Below are 17,076 nucleotides of genomic sequence, written 5' to 3' on the forward strand. Positions count from 1 at the left end.
GTCGATATGGGAAGGGCAGAGCGGGGTTAAAGGGGGCGCGGCGCGAAAGCGCGGGCTCGACCGCGCGCAGCGGCGCTCAACCGGCTTGGCGCGGCGTGCGCACGGCCGACCAGACCCCGCGCCATCCTCCATAGAGCGCGAGGGCCACGAGCGACAGCATCATCGCATAGACCAGGCCGGAGGCGATGAGACCGGCGAGAGGACTGCCGTACATTGCATAAATGTTCGACGGCCGCTGCTCGGCGCCGGGGCTAAGATGGGCGAACCACAGCGCTGCGGCGCCGAGCGCGCCGATCACCGCCCAGAATTTCGGGCCGATCTTGCCGCGAAAATAGAAATAGAGCGCGGCGACTATCAGCGCGTATTTTACCGAAAGAAACCCAGCGACGATCGCCCACGCCGATGGTTGCGAGAAATCGTCGCTCAGGAGATGGTCGATGTCATGCGCAGCGGAAAATGCGATCGCGGCCAGAACGAGGACCGTGAGCGTCTTGTCCGGCATGGCTGACTCTCCTTGCGAACGGCCGAGTCTATTTTCGTGACGGCGGGGCAGTTGTAGGCAATGTGCGGCAACTTGTCACCGAAACAGGAAAGTCCATGCGCCTCGCCGCACTCTACCGCTATCCCGTCAAGGGCCTTTCGCCCGAGCCGCTAGACGCCGCCGATCTAAAGACCGACGCCTACTTTCCCGGGGACCGGCTGTTCGCGCTCGAAAACGGCCCATCGGGCTTCGATCCCGCGGCGCCGGCGCACCAGCCCAAGATCAAATTTCTGATGCTGATGCGCAACGGCGCGCTCGCCGGGCTTGCGACGCGCTATAACGAAACGGCAGGCGTGCTGACGATCTCGCAAGACGGGCGCGAGGTCGCGCAGGGCAACTTGCGGTCGGCCGAAGGGCGCGGCGCCATCGAAGCGTTCCTCACCGGGTTTCTCGGGGCTGAAATCCGCGGTCCCGTGCGGCTTCTCGCCGCGCCGGACGGTTTTCGCTTCACCGATTCGAAATCGGGCTTCGTTTCGCTCGTCAATCTGTCGAGCGTCGCGGCGATCAGCGAGGCGCAGAAGGCTGCGGTCGATCCGCTGAGATTTCGCGCCAATCTCTATATGGCGGGCATGGCTCCCTGGGCCGAGGCGGCGCTCCCAGGCCGAACGCTCACGATCGGCGGCGTGCGGCTTGAAATTCTCAAAATGACCGACCGCTGCGCCGCAACCGGCGTCGAGCCGGGAACCGGCCGGCGCGACATGGACCTCGTCCAGACGCTACGCGACAACTTCGGCCATATCGACTGCGGCGTCTACGCGCGGGTGATCGAGGGCGGCCGCATCGCGGCCGGCGATGCGGTCAGCGTCGCCGCCTCAGTCTGTTAGAAGCGATCCGGCTCCAGCGGAAGCTCTCCGACCTCCGGCGCGTCGTCGTCGCGCGAACCGCCGGCGACGTCATCCATCGGCGGGCGTGGGCGCCGGCGACGGCGGGAGCTCAGATGATAATTGACCCCGCCCTCATGGTCGCGCGGCGTTTCGCGCTCGACCAGCGGCTCCGCCGCGACGTCGCTCGGCGCGGGGCGAGAAGCCGTCGGCCCGGTAATGAATGACGGAAGCGCGGCTCCCGCGCCGCCCTCGGCGGCGCCGGTCTCGCCGCGCGGCTGGAAACGGCGATCGCGGCTGCGGTCGTAGCCCTGGTGGCGCGGGCGGTCGCCGCCCTCGGCGTTGCGATCCCGGTTAAACGGCGGCCGCTCGGGCCGCTGCGGGCGCTCGGGGCGTTCCGCGCGCTGCATATCGCCGATCGGGCGCTCCTCGAAGGGCTGCGGCTGAGGCTGCGGCGGCGCATAATGCTGCGGCGGCGCGAAGGCCTGCTGCGGCGGTTGCGGCTGGTAGGCCGGCGCTGCCGGCAGTCGCTCGGAAAGCGACGCGAATCGGTCGGGAAGCGGGGCGAAATCGTCGTCGTCCTCGGAGGTCTCGACTTCGGCTTCAAACTGCGGGCGCGCATAGCCGTTGACCTGCTGCTGCTGGGCGGCGGCGATCAGCCGGAAATAGTGCTCTGCATGCTGCAGCAGGCTCTCGGCCATGATAATGTCGCCGGAAGACTGCGCATCGCGCGCGAGCTGAAGATATTTTTCGGCGACATGTTGAGCCGTGCCGCGAATCTTCACGTCGGGGCCATTGGACTCATAGGATCGCGTCAGCGGATTAGGCCCTTTTCGGCCGTTGCGTCCGCGCATTCTCTTGTTTTGTCCTGGTCTCATCAAACTCCCCGCAATCTCGCTGCGCTCGGCCCCCGCCTGCGCGGTCTTTCCAACAACGTCGCCGCCAAAATCCTTCGCCAGAAGTCGCCAACGCCAAACGCCCGGCCGACAGCGATCCGTTCCCGGACCGCGAGCTTCAAGAGCGGCGCGCGCGAGTCGAATTTCCCCAAGTCGGCCGTTATCGGCGGCCCCGCGTGTTTCTGCGCCAATTCCCCTCAGCGCGAATTCATGACGCTAAGCGCGACTGGATGCCGTCTGCCTGCCTGGCGCATAACGCCCGGCGACGATTCGAAGTGGCCTCACTCCGGCGCTTTCATGTCGATTTCGACGTTGCTCCGGCCGGTCGTTTCGGGCTTCCGTTTCGCGAAGCGGAGCCAAAGGTCCCGAGGTTCTCTCTCGAAGTCGGCGATCGGCTGGACCTGGAATGACTATAGTGGAGGGGGTGGCCCCCAACAAGGCCGGGCGCCGCGCGGCGGGCCAAAAAAGGCGATACTGTAGCCAATATGTCACGTCGGCGTGGGCAAAAGGCGCGCCGCGACAATCCTCTCATGTCCGCCAGCGTCGCGGGCGACGCTCTCGATCTGGAGGCCGACGGGGGCCAAAAGCGCGGCGACGGCGGCGGCCTGATCGAATCCGACCTCAAAGAGAGCGAACCCGTCTTCGGCCAGCAGATTTGGCAGGTCGCGAAGGATTTCTCGGTAACATTCGAGCCCGTCGGGGCCGCCATCCAGCGCCAGCGCCGGATCATGCAGTCGCACCTCGGGCTCGAGATCTGCGATGTCCTGGGTGCGGACATAGGGGGGATTGGAAACGATGAGGTCGAAACGTCCCTGAAGCGCCTCAGCCCAGCGGCCACGTAGGATGCTCGCGCGGTTGGCGAGGCCGCAGCGGGCGAGATTTGCGACGGTCGCCGCGCAGGCTTCGGCCGAGAGATCGACGGCGAGCGCCCACGCCGCCGGAAGTTCGCTGAGTAGCGCGCAGGCGATGGCGCCCGATCCGGCGCCGAGATCGAGAATCGAGAGTGGCGCGTCGCGCTTTTCCGCCAGGAGGCTCAACGCCGTCTCGACGAGCGTTTCGGTGTCTGGCCGCGGATCGAGCACGCCGGGCGCGACCGCCAGATCGAGGGTCCAGAATCCGCGCTCTCCGAGAATGCGCGACACCGGTTCACGAGCGGCCCGCCGCGCCGCATAGTCGGAATACGTACGCGATTCCTCGTCCGAAAGCGGCGCGCACGGCGCCAGGGCGAGTTCGAGCCGCGTCAGCCCCGTCGCGCCGCGCAACAGCGCGCGCGCCTCGTCCTGACCATCCGCGACGCCGGCGGCCTCGAGATATTCGGCGACCGCCGCGATCGCCTCTATTCGCGTCGGGGACGGCGCGCTGCTTGCCGCCGCCTTTTTCCCAACGCCGACCTTCATGTCCTACCCCTTATTGGCGAGAAGCGACGCCAGCCGCTTCGCAAAAGCCGCCGCGTCGATCGGATGCTCGCCGTCGGCGACACGCGCGAGATCCAGCAGAAGGAGCTGGTCGTCGCGGGTCGCGTCCCGCCCTTTCGCGCGCAAAGCGGTCGCCAGCGCGACGATCGCCTCATGCCTCGGGTTGACCTCCAAAACCGGCTTTCCGAAGGCCGCCTGTTGGCCATGTTCGGCCAGAAGGCGGGATAATTGGCGATCGAAACCGGTATCGGGCGCCACAAGGCAAACGGCGCTGTCGGTGAGTCGCGTGGAGGCGCGCACGTCGTCGACATATTCGCCGAGCGTCTCCTTGAGCGCCGACAGCAAATCCGCGACGTCGGCCGGCGCCGTGTCCGCCGTCTTCGCCTCATCGATGAGCGCGATGGCGTCGATGTCGGCCTGACCCTGCGTCACCGATTTGAAAGGCTTGCCCTCATAGCCCAGCGCGCTCGTCACCCAGAAGGCGTCGACGGCGTCATCGAGCAGCAGCACCTCGACGCCTCTCGCGCGGAACCCTTCGAGCTGCGGACTGGCGTGCAGCCGCTTCATATCGTCGCCGACGAGATAATAGATCGCGGTTTGATTGTCCCTCAGATCGGCGACGTAATCCCTTAGCGTGCGATTCTTTTCTTCTGACCTGGTCGAGGCAAAACGGGCGATTTCGAACAAGTCGTCGCGGCGGCTCGGGTCTTCATGCAGTCCTTCCTTGAGAACCGCGCCAAAGTTTTTCCACACTTCCGCGAATTTCTCGGGTTCGGCGTCGGCGAGTTTCTTGAGCTCTTGCAGCATGCGCGTCGCAATCGCCTTGCCGATCGCGCCGGCGACCGGGCTCTTCTGCACCATCTCGCGCGAGACATTGAGCGGAATGTCGGCGCTGTCGACGACGATCCGCGCGAACCGCAGCCACGACGGCAGCAACTCCATGTCCCGCGAGATCAGCACCCGGCGCACGTAAAGCTTGGATTTGCTCTTACGCGCCGGGTCGAAAAGATCGAACGGCCGGGCGCCCGGAACAAAGGCGAGCACCGTGTATTCGGTGCGCCCTTCGGCGCGCCAGTGGGCGATCAGCGCCGGCTCGTCCAACTGCCCAGACAACTGCCGGTAGAAATCGACATATTGCTCATGCGTGATCTCAGATTTCGGCTTGGTCCACAAAGCGACGCCCTCGGCGATCCGGCGAGGCTCTTCGCCCGGCGCACCGATGAGGTCGATCGGCGCGGCGATCGCGCCGGAATGCTCGCGCACGACGCTTTCGACGCGCCAGCCGTCGAGAAATTCGTCGCTCTCGGCGTTGAGATGCAGCGTGACGCGCGTGCCGACCGGGGGCGCGTCTTCGAGCGGCAGCGGCGCGATCTGATAGGAGCCCTTGCCTTCCGAGATCCACAGCCAGGCTTGCTCCTCGCCGGCGCGCCGCGTCGCGACCTCGACGCGGTCGGCGACCATGAAGGCGGAGTAGAATCCGACGCCGAACTGGCCGATGAAGCCGGCGTCCTTGTCCTTGCCCAGCTTGTCGAGAAAGGCGCGGGTGCCTGAATTGGCGATGGTGCCGAGCGCGCTGATCAACTCCTCGCGCGACATGCCGACGCCATTGTCGGCGACCGTCAGCGTGCGCTTATCCTTATCGAGGGCGATCGAGACGAGCGGCGCGGCGGCCTGGATGGCGAGTTTTTCGTCGGAAAGCGCCTCATACCGGAGCTTTTCACAGGCGTCGGCGGCGTTCGAGACAAGCTCGCGCAAGAAGACGTCGCTCTCCGAATAGACGGAATGCGTCATCAGTTCGAGAAGCCGCGCGACATCGGCCTCAAAGCCGAAATTGGCGGCGGCGGCGTGCGGGTCTGCGGCTACCGCCGCGCCTTCGACGGAAGTTGCGTCGTCGGTCATGTTCTCTCCAATGAAAAGAAAAAGGGAATCGGCGTCGCGGGCGGCGCGACGGCGCATCTTGAGTTCGTCATTGTCGGGAATTTTGCAAGGGCGCGGCTGGAGCGGGGCGACAGCCCGGCAGTAGCGCCGCTGCCCCTTTAGCCCTGTTGGCCGGGGGCAAACGGTAGACGGGCCGGCGCGGGAGCGAAACTCCCGGCCGGCCCGACCATCGCCACGACCTCTATATCTCGACGCCACACGCTTTCGGGGGGCTGGGGGGCTGACGAAACCGAAAGCGCGCGGCCCCGAGCTGTCGAGGCAATGATCTTCATTTTGGGCGGCGCGTTTGGCTGGCAAGGGGCGCCATGCCGGCGAAAGTATGATTATTGCAGGCTAAATCTTATCTGATTGCGCAGCCGCAAAGATTCTCGTCGCAATCCCGTCATTAAGTCTTGCCCGCCGCATCCGCGCTTGCCAACATGGCGAAACGAAGTCGAGGAGAGCGTAACGCATGGCGGAGTCGGAGACGACGGAGCCCAGCCGAGCCAGACCCGCGCTCGTCGTCGTGAACGGCATTTCGGCTGACGCGGCGCAAGGGACGCGGGGAGACAAGCGCGGCGCCGCGGTCTCATTCAGCCGGTCGGAACTCAATGTCATCTTCAATCTTTACGGCGCGAAAGTCGCGCAGGGCGAATGGCGCGACTATGCCATCGACTTCACGCCGGCCAAGGCCGTGTTCTCGATTTTCCGGCGGGCGAGCGAGGCGCCGCTCTATCGAATCGAAAAGGATCCTGCGCTGGGGCGGCGACAAGGCGCCTATTCGGTCATTGCGGCGACGGGGCTCGTGCTTCGGCGCGGGCATGATCTTTCGCGCGTCGTGCGCGTCTTAGACCCCGCGCTGAGGCTTGTCGGGGCGGAATAGGGCTAAAAACGGTCGGCGCGATAGGGCGTCGGATCGATGAAGGGCGTCTCGCCAGTCATCATCTCGGCGAGAAGTCGGCCGGTGACCGGCCCGAGCGTCAGCCCGTGATGGGCGTGGCCGAAATCGAACCACAGGCCCTCATGACGCGGCGCCGGGCCGACAATCGGCAGCATGTCCGGCAGGCAGGGCCGAGCGCCGCGCCAGGGCTCCGGGTCGAGCCGTTCGGCGAGCGGGAACAGCCGGCGCGCGGCGGGCTCGCAGGTCTCGATCTGCACCGGCGTCGGCGGCGCGTCGCGCCGCGCGAATTCGGCGCCGCTCGTCAGCCTAATGCCGCGGCGCATCGGCGCCAGAAGATAGCCCACGTCGGCGTCGAGGATCGTATGATTGAGCCGTGCGCCGTCCTTTGCGGCGTAATGCATATGGTAGCCACGCTTCCAGCCGAGCGGAATGCGGTAGCCGAGCGGCCCGTAGATGGCGTCCGACCAGGGGCCGAGCGCCACTGCCGCCGCCCCGGCGACGAGCGGCCCGGCCGCCGTCGCCATGCGCCAGCGGCCGTCCGAGTCTTGCGAGAGGCTGCGCGCGTCTCCCGCGAGCAGCCGGCCGCCGCGTGAAACGAACAGGTCGGCGTAGGCTTTCGAGAGCGCGGCGGGATCGATGATCGCGGCCGTGTCGCGATAATGGACGCCGCCGGCGATCGGCGCGAAATGCGGCTCCAGCGCCGCCACCCCGGCCGAATCGAGCGACTCGATATGTAAGCCATAAGCGCGCAGCCGCTCCGCATCGGCAAATCCGGCTGCGAGAGTTTCCTGGCTGCGAAAGAGTTTGATCCAGCCATTCTTGCGCAGGAGTTCGCCTGCGCCCGCCTGCTGGATCAGCGCCTCATGCTCGCTCAGGCTGTTTTCGATGAGCGGGCGCCGGGCTGCGATGTTGCGCTCTACGCGCTCGGGCGCGCTGGCGCGCCAATAGCGCAGGAGCCATGGCGAAACCGCCGGCAAGGCCGAGAAATGATAATGCGCCTCGGGAAGAAGATTCAGCGCATATTTGACCAGCCGCGCCGGGTCTCGCGGGAAAAGATAGGGGATGAGGGAGGAGCGCTCGATCAGCCCGGCGTTGCCGAAGCTGGTCTCCTGTCCGGCGGCGCCGGCGCGATCGATGAGCGCGACCTCGCGGCCGCGCGCCTGCAGATGCAGCGCGGCGCTGACCCCGACGATCCCGGCGCCCAGAACGACGACATCCGTCGACTCCATGATACCTCCAGGCTGACCGCCTCTATATGGACTTCGATGCAACGCGCATGCTAGGCGCCTCTCTCTTTCCATAGAATTTCAGGGCGCCCGATGATCCCCCGCTATTCCAGACCCGAAATGACCGTGATTTGGGAGCCGCAGACGCGGTTTCGCATCTGGTTCGAGATCGAGGCTTACGCCTGCGACGCGCTCGCCGAGATCGGCGTCATTCCCCGGGAGAGCGCCAAGGCGATTTGGGACAAAGCGGATTTTGTCACTTTCGACGTCACCAGGATCGACGAGATCGAACGCGTCACGAAACATGACGTGATCGCCTTTTTGACTCATCTTGCCGAATTCATCGGCGCCGAATCGCGCTTCGTTCATCAGGGCATGACGTCTTCCGACGTGCTCGACACCTGTCTCGCCGTACAATTGTCGCGCGCCGCGGATCTCCTGATCGCCGATGTCGACGCGCTGCTGTCCGCGCTCAAGACCCGCGCCTATGAGCACAAATATACGCCGACGATCGGCCGCTCGCACGGCATTCATGCCGAGCCGACGACCTTCGGGCTGAAACTGGCTCAGGCCTATGCAGAGTTCACGCGGGCGCGGGCGCGGCTCGTCGAGGCCCGCAAGGAAATTTCGACTTGCGCGATTTCGGGCGCCGTCGGCACTTTCGCCAATATCGACCCACGCGTCGAAGACTATGTGGCCCACAAGATGGGACTGACCGTCGAACCGATCTCGACGCAGGTTATTCCGCGCGATCGCCACGCGGCTTATTTTGCGACGCTCGCCGTCGTCGCGTCCTCGGTCGAACGGCTCGCCATCGAAATCCGCCATCTGCAACGCACCGAGGTGCTCGAGGCGGAGGAATTTTTCTCGGCAGGCCAGAAGGGCTCTTCCGCCATGCCGCATAAGCGCAATCCGGTGCTGACCGAGAATTTGACCGGCTTGGCGCGGCTGGTGCGCGGCATGGCGATTCCGGCCATGGAGAATGTCGCGCTTTGGCACGAGCGCGATATTTCGCATTCTTCCGTCGAACGCATGATCGGGCCGGACGCGACAGTGACTCTGGACTTCGCGCTGACGCGCTTGACCGGCGTGATCGAGAATCTCGTCGTCTATCCGGAAAACATGCGCAAGAACCTGGAGAAGCTCGGCGGGCTCATTCACTCGCAGCGCGTGCTTCTGGCGCTGACCCAAAAGGGCGTGTCGCGCGAAGACGCCTACGCCATGGTGCAGCGTAACGCCATGCCGGTCTGGCAAGGGGCGTTCGAAGGACTCCCATCGCAAGGAAACAATCGGGACGTCGATTTCCGCTCCCTGCTCGGGAGGGACAAGGATGTGAGCGCAAAATTGTCGCCGTCAGAATTGGACGAGCTCTTCGACCTTTCGTACCATTTCAAACATGTGGATACGATTTTCGCACGGGTGTTTGGGGAGGCTTAGCGCCGCTGCTAATCTCCAGATATCCAAGCTGCAATTCTCTCGCGAAGGCAATCAGCGCCGCGGTGAAGAGGGCCATCGCCAGGGCGAACAGCAATCCCGCGCCGTATTCATGGCGCATATGCAGGTAGGCGGCCGCGAAGCTGACGATGACCAGAACGCTTGTCACGATGCAACTCGCCACGCCCCAGTAAATGGCGTAATGCATCAACATGCCGCGCTGTTTGAGGATCGGCAATTCAGCTTTCAGAGCGGCGTGCGCGTCGTTATCGCCGCCCGTCTGATTGATGATTCTCGAACGATCGACGATGCGGTCCAATCGTGAAACGAGGACGGACAAGAGCTGCGCCTCGGCTGCAAGCAGAAATGCGGGGCCGGTGACCTGCGAGATCACATTGGAAAGCTGTTCGATCGAGGGCGGGTCAAAGATAAAGATCATGACGGTCTCTGAGCGGATTGCACGCGGATCCAGCCAATTTCAATTCGCCGTCGCGCCAGTCAAGCCTCACCGTGATGGCCAGCGCCATTTTGGCGATTCATGCTCAGGCGCGAGCGTCTCGCCCAGACGCTTCTCTAGCGCGATTTCGACGCAACAATCGTCTTTTCTCAGTTCCGAGACCAGTTGGGCCGAGTGCGACACGACGAAAAGCTGCGTCTCCTTCGAGACCTTGCGCATCGATCGCGCCAACGCGCCGATGAGATTGGGATGGAGGCTCGCTTCCGGTTCGTTGAACACCATCAGCGGCGGCGGGCGGGGCGTCAGAAGCGCTGCGACAAGCAGCAGATAGCGCAGCGTGCCTTCCGAGAGCTCCGCAGCGCGTAATGGCCGAAGCAGCCCATGCTGGCTCATCAACGTCTCGACGTAACCGTCCGATGTCGAAATATCGATCGTGCCGGATGGAAAGGCATCATCGATCGTCTCGTCCAGGGCGTCTGCGTCGCCGACTTACTGAATGGTTGCGAGCGCCCCCGCGAGGTCGGCGCCGTCATTAGCGAGCGCAGGGGTAAAGGTGCCGATCTGCGGCCGTCGCGCCGGCGCATCGCGATCCGCGCGCAAATTGTCATAGAAGCGCCAGCGCCGCACCGTCTCACGTAAGATCGCAAGATCATAGGCTTCCCGTAGGTCGGCGCATTGCGTCATCATGCTGTCGACGCCGGCGAGTGAAGCTGCGGCCTGCCGCCACTCGCCATTTTCCCCGCGGATGCGCGCGCTCGGTCCGCGTCGCTCGGCGAAAAGATTGGCGCGGTCGAGATGCTCTCCGGTCCATTGCGCCTCTAGCTTGATCTGCGGATCGAGGGGGAAGGTTTTTGTAGCAATGGAAGTTGGGCCAAGATCGATCGCGTAACCAAAGGTCTTCGAAGCGAAGCCGAGCTTCAGCGCCATTGGCGATCGGCAGGCCAGCGGCTCGATCGGAATTTCCCCCGCTTTCATCGCGCGGGAGATTTTCTCGGGCCCAGCCCAGAGTGTCGAGTTCAGTCCTCCCTCCCGGGCGAGGGACTGGATGATGCGCCCCTGCGCAACATCGGCGAGAAGATGTAGCGCGCGATACAGGCTGGACTTCCCAGCGCCATTGGCGCCAGTCACGATAGTGAGTGGCCCAGGCGCAAGGACCAGATCGCGAATGGATCGATAGCCTGTAATTGCAAGCCGCGTGATCACCCGAGCCTCCCTGCGCGCCAATATCCGATGGACGGGCGTGGACGGGCAATGGCCGCCCTTCCAATAAGCCCCGCAAAGCCTTAAACAGCGGGCCATGATTTGGCTTATCTTCGCTTTGCTGACCGGCGCCGCGATTATGGCGGTGCTGGCGCCGCTCGCCATGCGCGGTCAGTCGGAGAATGACAGCGCCGCCGACGTCGCCTTCTTCGAGCAGCAGATCGCCGAGATCGAGCGCGAGCGCGCGGAAGGGCGGCTTGAGGCGTTGGACGCCGAAGCCGCGAAGACCGAGGCGGCGCGCCGCCTGTTGCGCGCTGAAGCGGTGCCAAAGTCCAGGACCGCGGCCTCGCGCAGGCTGGCCCTCGCCACGGCGCTTGCGGCGATCGTCGCGATACCGGCGGTCGCGCTGACGCTCTATGCGAAACTCGGCCATTCCGACATGCCCGACATGCCGCTGACGGAGAGGCTTGAATCCGTGCCGGACGCGCGCGATCTCGCCGGGGCCGTCGCGCGCATCGAGCGGCATTTGCGCGAGCATCCGGAAGACGGCCGCGGCTTTGAAGTCGTCGCGCCTTATTATCTGCGCACCGGCCGCGGCGAAGACGCGATCCACGCCTATGCCGAAGCGCTGCGGCTTTTGGGCGCGACCGCGGCGCGACACGCCGCGCTTGGAGAAGCGCGCGTCGTCGTTGCTCAGGGCGTTGTAACGTCGGACGCTAAGAGGGATTTCGAGGCGGCGCTCGCGCTCGATCCGTCTGCGCCCGAGGCGCAATATTACCTTGGCGTGGCGGCCGCGCAGGCCGGCGATCGGGAAAAGGCGATCGAAATCTTTTCGAAGATGGCCGGTGACGCGCCGGCCGACGCCGCCTATCTCAAGGCTGTCAACGCGCAGCTCGCCAAATTGCGCGGGGAAGCAAGCGCGCCAGTCGTCTCGCGCGGGCCGTCGAGCGAGCAGGGCAAAGCGATTGCGGCCCTGCCCGCCGACCAGCGTCAGGCGATGATCCGGGGAATGGTCGATCGTCTCGCCTCGCGGCTGGAGACCGAGGGCGACGACGTCGAGGGATGGCTGAAGCTTATTCGCGCCTATAGCGTGCTTGCCGAGACCGAAAAGGCGAAAAAGGCGGTCGACGATGCGCGACATGCACTGGCGCGCAAGCAAGACGACGTCGCCCGCATCGATGCGCTGGCGAAGGAATTGAATATCGGCGGCTAAAACGAGTTTTCGCCGCTGGCCGAAAACCGCCGCTCTTGGCGGCATGGGAGCGCAACGAACAAGATGACCCGGAAAGGGAAACGACTGACGTTGATCGCCGGAGCGATGGCGGTTCTCGGCCTCGCCGCCGGGCTGATGCTATTCGCGCTGCGCGACAATATCGTCTTCTTCTACACGCCCTCGGAGCTTGCGAAGAAAGAGGTCGCCTCAGGCGCGCGGCTGCGCATCGGCGGGCTGGTGAAGGAAGGTTCAGTCGTCAAGAATGGCCAAGATGTGAGCTTCACGGTCACGGACAAGACGAGCGATCTTGCGGTGTCATATACTGGTCTGCTGCCCGACCTTTTCCGCGAGGGGCAGGGCGTGGTCGTCGATGGCGTGCTGCAGGCTGGAGGCGCCTTTCGCGCCGACAGCGTGCTGGCCAAGCACGACGAACGCTACATGCCGCGCGACGTCGCCGACGCTTTGAAGAAGCAGGGCGTCTGGCAGGGAGAGACGAAGTGAGCAGCCTTCGCCGCGTTCATACCTCCCCCTTGCGGGGAGGTCGATCGCCATCGCAGGCAAGTTTACGCAGGCTGCGTAAACTTGGCGGCGGGGCGACCAGGTGGGGGGCGATCTCACCGTCCTCTACGAATTCACCCCACCCCGAACCGCTTCGCGGTTCGACCCTTCCCATTGAGGGGAGGGATGTGCGCCCTTTCTTGCAATCCTCGGAATGTCCGCATGATCGTTGAGACAGGACATTATGCGCTTGTTCTGGCGCTGGCGCTGGCGGTGGCGCAATTCGCGATTCCCTTCATCGGCGCCCGATTGAACGACGCCGGGCTGATGCGGGTCGCGCGGCCAACGGCGATCACGCAACTCTTGTTCGTCGCGCTGTCCTACGGCGCGCTGACCTACGCCCATGTCGTTTCCGACTTCTCGCTCGTCAACGTCATCGAGAACTCCCATTCGCTGAAGCCGTTCATCTATAAAATCTCCGGCGTCTGGGGGAACCACGAAGGCTCGATGTTGCTGTGGGTGCTTGTCCTCTCGCTTTGCGGCGCGTTGATCGCGATTTTTTCGAACGCGATGTCGGACAGGCTGCGTGCTGACGCGCTCGCCGTGCAGGGCCTGCTCGGCGCGGCGTTTCTGCTCTTTATTCTGCAGACCTCGAATCCTTTCGCGCGCGTCGCGCCGGCGCCGTGGGAAGGCCGCGATCTCAATCCGATTCTGCAGGACCCTGGCCTCGCGATCCATCCGCCGCTGCTCTATCTCGGCTATGTCGGCTTTTCGATCGTGTTTTCTTTCGCCGCCGCGGCGCTCATTGGCGGACGCATCGACGCCGCCTGGGCGCGGGTCATTCGCCCCTGGACGCTCTTCGCTTGGATCGCGCTGACGCTCGGCATCGCGATGGGGTCGTATTGGGCCTATTACACGCTCGGCTGGGGCGGCTTCTGGTTCTGGGATCCGGTCGAGAACGCCTCGCTGATGCCCTGGATCGCCGGCACAGCGCTCGTGCACAGCGCCGCCGTGATGGAAAAGCGCGAGGCGCTGAAGGTCTGGACGATCTTTCTCGCGATTCTGGCCTTTTCGCTCTCTCTGCTCGGCACGTTTCTCGTGCGCTCCGGCGTGCTCACCTCGGTGCACGCCTTCGCCAGCGATCCCGACCGCGGCGTGTTCATCCTCGCCATTCTGGTCTTCTTCATCGGCGGCGCTCTTGCGCTCTTTGCGCTGCGCGCCAGCGCGCTGCCCATCGGCGGCCTGTTTTCGCCGATCTCGCGCGAAGGGGCGCTCGTCCTCAACAATCTGCTGCTTTCGGCGTGCTGCGCCACCGTCGTCGTCGGCACGCTCTATCCGCTGGCGCTCGAAGCGATCACCGGCGAGAAGATTTCCGTCGGCGCGCCTTTCTTCAACACCGTGCTGATCCCCATCGCGCTGCCGCTCGCCTTGCTGATGCCGATCGGCCAGATGCTCTCCTGGAAGCGCGGCGATCTTGCCGCCGCCTTGCAACGGCTGCGCGTCGCTTTCGTCGCCGGCGTTCTGGCGGCGGCCGCATTCGGCGCCTGGTATGGAACGCCATTTCTCTCAATTGTCACCGCCGGAATCGCGATCTATCTCGTTGTCGGCGCCTTGAGCGATCTTGCTTTACGCGCGCGGGGCGGATCGGGACGCCCAAGCCTGAAGCGGCTCGCCGGCCTGCCGCTATCCGCCTTCGGCACATCGTTCGCTCACGCCGGCATGGGGCTGACGCTGCTTGGGCTCGCCGCGACGGGCTGGGGCGTCGAAACCATCGTGGCGATGAAGCCGTTAAGCTTTTACGATGTCGGTCCCTTTCAGATCGGCGTCGAATCCGTGTCGCCGCGCCAGGGGCCGAATTATTCGGAAGTCTACGCGGTGATGGCGGTGCGCAAGGACGGCGCGACGCTCGCGACGATCGAGCCGGCGAAGCGTTTCTATCAGGCGCGGCGCATGGCGCGCTCGGAGGCGGGTATCGCAACCCTCGGTCTTGGCCAGGTCTATGCGGCGATCGGCGAGTCGCATGAGGACGGCACGATCGACGCGCGGCTGTATTGGAAGCCGCTGGTGACGCTGATCTGGATCGGCGCGCTCATCATGGCCTTTGGCGGCGCGTTGTCGCTCGCCGACCGGCGCCTGCGCATCGGCGTCGCCCGCCGCGCCGCCGCGCCGGCTCTGGAGCCCGCGGAATGAGCGACGATTTTGGCTTCGGCCAATCCCCCAAGCCCCTCACCTCCCCTCTCCCCGTTTTCACGGGGAGAGGGGTCATCAGCGCATCGCGTATGCGATCGGCCTTGCGGCGCGGCGCGGGCCGCCTCCTTGCCCCGCTTGCGGGGAGAGGTGAGTTGAGGGGCCGGGTGTTTGAGCTCCGACTTGCCTCCTTTCTCTTCACCCTTTTCTTGCCCTTGCTGGCCAATGCGGTCACGCCAGCCGAAATGCTGGCCGATCCGGCGCTCGAAGCGCGGGCGCGGGCGATCGCCACGGAGCTGCGCTGCCTGGTCTGCCAAAACCAGTCGATCGACGATTCCGACGCTTCGCTTGCCAAGGATCTGCGCGTGCTGGTGCGCGAAAAGCTCAAGGAGGGGATGAGCGATGCCGAGGTGCGCGACTTCATCCATGCCCGTTACGGCGATTTCGTGCTGTTGCGGCCGCCGATGAAGCCCGGCACGCTGTTGCTGTGGAGCGCGCCGCTGATTGCGCTTCTGGCCGGCGCCGCCACCGTCTGGATGGCGGTCCGGCGACGGTCGAGCGTCGCCGCTGCGCCCGCCGAAGCGCTCAGCGCAGAGGAGCGCGCGCGGCTGAAAGCGCTCGGCGTGTCAGACTCGGACACGTCACAGAGCTGACCCCTATCCAACGCGCTTGCGCTGGCCTATAGGGGCGGGACAGTTCCCGCCGCCCCGGCGCCCCCATCAAGGAGCGGACCATGGCCCAGCATTCCACGCCCCATTTCCACAATCAGCCCGGCGTCGCGCAGATCAGGATCGGTGCCAAGGAATTCATGTGCATCGGCGCGCTGCCGCCCTTCGACCATCCGCATGTCTATATCGACATGGGCGCGTCGAATGAGGCCGTCTGTCCCTATTGTTCGACGCATTACGTTTACGATTCCGCGCTGCGCGGCGGCGCCGACCCGGCCGAATGCGTCTATCGCGCCACGCAAGACGCTGCCTGACCGACGATAGCGGGTGAGCGCGCCGATCCTCATCGCCGGCGCTGGCATTGGCGGCCTCGCCGCGGCTCTGTCGCTGGCGCGCGCAGGGAAGCGGGTGCTGGTTTTCGAGCGCGCCGGCCGGATCGAGGAGATCGGCGCCGGACTGCAGATCGCGCCGAACGCCGGGCGAATTCTCTCCAAGCTCGGGCTTGAGCCGGCTCTCGCCGCCGTCGCCCTGGAGCCGCAAGCCATAAACATCCGCCGCGGGCGCGACGGCGCCGTTCTGGCGCGGCTTGACCTTTGCGACGCCTCGTCCCGCTGGGGCGCGCCGTTCCGGCTGTTCCACCGCGCCGATCTGCAGGGCGCGCTGCTGCAGGCGGCGCTGGACAATCCGCAAACGCATGTCCGCTCGGGCGCCCGCGTCGGCGATTTCGAGGCGAGCGCGCGGGGCGTACGCATTCGCCTGCACACGCAGGACGGCGTCGAGGAGATCGAAGCGGCGGGGTTAGTGGGCGCCGATGGCGTGCGGTCGAGCGTGCGCGCCCATCTCGTCCCTTCCGAGCGCGACGCGCCCTCTTATTCCGGCTGCGTCGCCTGGCGCGCGACGCTGCCCGCCGGGAATGTTCCGAAAGCGCTTCGCGCCCGCGAGTCAAACCTCTGGCTGCTGCCGGGCGCCCATGTCGTTCACTATCCGCTGCGCGACGGCTCAATAATCAACGCCGTCGTGATCATCGAAGAGCCGCCGGAGGCCGAGGATGCCCATTCGAGCCTGTCGCTTGAAGGCGCGGAGCTCGCGCGCCGCTTTGCGCGCCGTCGGGCGGCGCCCGCACTGCGCGAATTGATCGAAGCCGGCGCCTCCTGGCGGCATTGGCCGCTTTTTACGCGGCCAGCGCTGCGACAATGGACGCGGGGGCCGGTGACGCTGCTCGGCGACGCCGCGCATCCGATGGTCCCGTTTCTGGCGCAGGGCGCCGCTCAGGCGATCGAAGACGCCGATGCGCTCGGCGAAGCGTTCATGCGATTAGGCGCGACCGTCGAGACTGCCTTCGCCGCCTATGAAGGCGTTCGAATTTCCCGCGCGGAGCAGGTCGTGCGCGCCTCCCGTCGCCAGGGCGCCTACTTCCATATGAGCGGACTGCCGGCCGCCGCCCGCAATCTCGCGATTCGCACGCTCGGCGGAGCCGGCATGCTCAAACGCAACGCTTGGCTCTACCGAGTTTAATCTCGCCTTACCTTATACCGATCCCCATTGAAGCAGACTCATTGGGTCTTCACGAATCGTCTTTCGTCTGATTCTAGTTGGCGAACTCCAGGGGGTTCGCCATGGCGGCTGCGATTGGACTGCGGGAAGACTTTGACGCGGATGCGCTTCGGGCGATTGCGAAGCGCGCGAAAGATGGGCCTCAGGC

General features: G+C 65.2%; 15 protein-coding genes and 1 pseudogene. 9 read left to right on the forward strand and 7 right to left on the reverse strand.

What is annotated here, in order from left to right:
* Positions 1-76: 76 nt before the first annotated feature.
* Positions 77-502 (reverse strand): hypothetical protein, encoded by a 426-nt coding sequence (locus QZ964_RS03860; protein WP_292528960.1) that lies wholly within the window; start codon positions 500-502, stop codon positions 77-79.
* Positions 503-597: 95 nt separating this feature from the next.
* Here QZ964_RS03860 and QZ964_RS03865 point away from each other — a divergent pair, with 95 nt between their 5' ends.
* Positions 598-1,365 carry an MOSC domain-containing protein gene (locus QZ964_RS03865; protein ID WP_292528962.1) on the forward strand — a complete coding sequence of 256 codons (768 nt, stop codon included), beginning with the start codon at positions 598-600 and terminating at the stop codon, positions 1,363-1,365.
* On the opposite strand, the gene QZ964_RS03870 is transcribed toward QZ964_RS03865, so the two are convergent.
* The 3 genes from QZ964_RS03870 to htpG form a co-directional block, all read right to left on the reverse strand.
* Positions 1,362-2,240, reverse strand: coding sequence for a DUF4167 domain-containing protein (locus QZ964_RS03870; protein ID WP_292528965.1), 879 nt, complete (start codon positions 2,238-2,240; stop codon positions 1,362-1,364). The two genes, QZ964_RS03865 and QZ964_RS03870, sit on opposite strands and share 4 nt — an antisense overlap.
* Positions 2,241-2,746: 506 nt before the next feature.
* Positions 2,747-3,655: a peptide chain release factor N(5)-glutamine methyltransferase gene (gene prmC, locus QZ964_RS03875; protein ID WP_292528966.1), complete on the reverse strand. Its 909-nt coding sequence runs from the start codon at positions 3,653-3,655 to the stop codon at positions 2,747-2,749.
* A 3-nt stretch (positions 3,656-3,658) separates the two neighbouring features.
* On the reverse strand, positions 3,659-5,572 hold the full coding sequence (gene htpG / locus QZ964_RS03880; protein ID WP_292528969.1) for a molecular chaperone HtpG: 1,914 nt from the start codon (positions 5,570-5,572) through the stop codon (positions 3,659-3,661).
* Between the two features lie 490 nt (positions 5,573-6,062).
* On the opposite strand from htpG, the gene QZ964_RS03885 reads away from it, so the two are divergent.
* The gene (locus QZ964_RS03885) at positions 6,063-6,473 is read left to right on the forward strand and encodes a DUF2794 domain-containing protein (protein ID WP_292528971.1); all 411 of its coding nucleotides are present in this window, start codon (positions 6,063-6,065) and stop codon (positions 6,471-6,473) included.
* Positions 6,474-6,475: 2 nt separating this feature from the next.
* Here the strand turns inward: QZ964_RS03885 and QZ964_RS03890 are convergent, their stop codons facing one another.
* Complete coding sequence (locus QZ964_RS03890; protein WP_292528973.1) at positions 6,476-7,720, reverse strand: FAD-binding oxidoreductase; 1,245 nt, start codon at positions 7,718-7,720, stop codon at positions 6,476-6,478.
* A gap of 90 nt (positions 7,721-7,810) precedes the next feature.
* Here QZ964_RS03890 and purB point away from each other — a divergent pair, with 90 nt between their 5' ends.
* Complete coding sequence (purB, locus tag QZ964_RS03895; protein ID WP_292528975.1) at positions 7,811-9,154, forward strand: adenylosuccinate lyase; 1,344 nt, start codon at positions 7,811-7,813, stop codon at positions 9,152-9,154.
* Here purB and QZ964_RS03900 read toward each other — a convergent pair.
* Together QZ964_RS03900 and QZ964_RS03905 are read right to left on the reverse strand one after the other, a co-directional pair.
* Positions 9,108-9,590, reverse strand: a complete 483-nt coding sequence (locus QZ964_RS03900; protein WP_292528980.1) for a DUF2721 domain-containing protein — start codon at positions 9,588-9,590, stop codon at positions 9,108-9,110. The genes purB and QZ964_RS03900 overlap by 47 nt on opposite strands.
* A gap of 66 nt (positions 9,591-9,656) precedes the next feature.
* Positions 9,657-10,811 (reverse strand): annotated as a pseudogene (locus tag QZ964_RS03905) (AAA family ATPase).
* A 94-nt stretch (positions 10,812-10,905) separates the two neighbouring features.
* Between QZ964_RS03905 and ccmI the strand changes: the two are divergent.
* From ccmI to QZ964_RS03935, 6 genes are all read left to right on the forward strand, one after another.
* Positions 10,906-12,021, forward strand: coding sequence for a c-type cytochrome biogenesis protein CcmI (gene ccmI / locus QZ964_RS03910; RefSeq protein ID WP_292528982.1), 1,116 nt, complete (start codon positions 10,906-10,908; stop codon positions 12,019-12,021).
* Between the two features lie 63 nt (positions 12,022-12,084).
* Positions 12,085-12,522 (forward strand): cytochrome c maturation protein CcmE, encoded by a 438-nt coding sequence (gene ccmE, locus QZ964_RS03915; RefSeq protein ID WP_292528983.1) that lies wholly within the window; start codon positions 12,085-12,087, stop codon positions 12,520-12,522.
* Between the two features lie 219 nt (positions 12,523-12,741).
* Positions 12,742-14,709, forward strand: a complete 1,968-nt coding sequence (locus QZ964_RS03920) for a heme lyase CcmF/NrfE family subunit (protein ID WP_292528985.1) — start codon at positions 12,742-12,744, stop codon at positions 14,707-14,709.
* 164 nt (positions 14,710-14,873) lie between these two features.
* Positions 14,874-15,359: a cytochrome c-type biogenesis protein gene (locus QZ964_RS03925; RefSeq protein WP_292528996.1), complete on the forward strand. Its 486-nt coding sequence runs from the start codon at positions 14,874-14,876 to the stop codon at positions 15,357-15,359.
* A gap of 80 nt (positions 15,360-15,439) precedes the next feature.
* On the forward strand, positions 15,440-15,688 hold the full coding sequence (locus QZ964_RS03930; protein ID WP_292528986.1) for a zinc-finger domain-containing protein: 249 nt from the start codon (positions 15,440-15,442) through the stop codon (positions 15,686-15,688).
* Positions 15,689-15,701: 13 nt separating this feature from the next.
* Positions 15,702-16,889 (forward strand): FAD-dependent monooxygenase, encoded by a 1,188-nt coding sequence (locus tag QZ964_RS03935; RefSeq protein ID WP_292528988.1) that lies wholly within the window; start codon positions 15,702-15,704, stop codon positions 16,887-16,889.
* Positions 16,890-17,076 lie beyond the last annotated feature (187 nt).

It is taken from the genome of Methylocystis sp. (assembly GCF_021731785.1).
Classification (GTDB): Bacteria; Pseudomonadota; Alphaproteobacteria; order Rhizobiales; family Beijerinckiaceae; genus Methylocystis.

Coding starts and splice junctions, on each gene's coding strand:
- QZ964_RS03860 (WP_292528960.1), bottom strand. CDS start 502: ATGCCGGACAAGACGCTCACGGTCCTCGTTCTGGCCGCGATCGCATTT.
- QZ964_RS03865 (WP_292528962.1), top strand. CDS start 598: ATGCGCCTCGCCGCACTCTACCGCTATCCCGTCAAGGGCCTTTCGCCC.
- QZ964_RS03870 (WP_292528965.1), bottom strand. CDS start 2,240: ATGAGACCAGGACAAAACAAGAGAATGCGCGGACGCAACGGCCGAAAA.
- prmC (WP_292528966.1), bottom strand. CDS start 3,655: ATGAAGGTCGGCGTTGGGAAAAAGGCGGCGGCAAGCAGCGCGCCGTCC.
- htpG (WP_292528969.1), bottom strand. CDS start 5,572: ATGACCGACGACGCAACTTCCGTCGAAGGCGCGGCGGTAGCCGCAGAC.
- QZ964_RS03885 (WP_292528971.1), top strand. CDS start 6,063: ATGGCGGAGTCGGAGACGACGGAGCCCAGCCGAGCCAGACCCGCGCTC.
- QZ964_RS03890 (WP_292528973.1), bottom strand. CDS start 7,720: ATGGAGTCGACGGATGTCGTCGTTCTGGGCGCCGGGATCGTCGGGGTC.
- purB (WP_292528975.1), top strand. CDS start 7,811: ATGATCCCCCGCTATTCCAGACCCGAAATGACCGTGATTTGGGAGCCG.
- QZ964_RS03900 (WP_292528980.1), bottom strand. CDS start 9,590: ATGATCTTTATCTTTGACCCGCCCTCGATCGAACAGCTTTCCAATGTG.
- ccmI (WP_292528982.1), top strand. CDS start 10,906: ATGATTTGGCTTATCTTCGCTTTGCTGACCGGCGCCGCGATTATGGCG.
- ccmE (WP_292528983.1), top strand. CDS start 12,085: ATGACCCGGAAAGGGAAACGACTGACGTTGATCGCCGGAGCGATGGCG.
- QZ964_RS03920 (WP_292528985.1), top strand. CDS start 12,742: ATGATCGTTGAGACAGGACATTATGCGCTTGTTCTGGCGCTGGCGCTG.
- QZ964_RS03930 (WP_292528986.1), top strand. CDS start 15,440: ATGGCCCAGCATTCCACGCCCCATTTCCACAATCAGCCCGGCGTCGCG.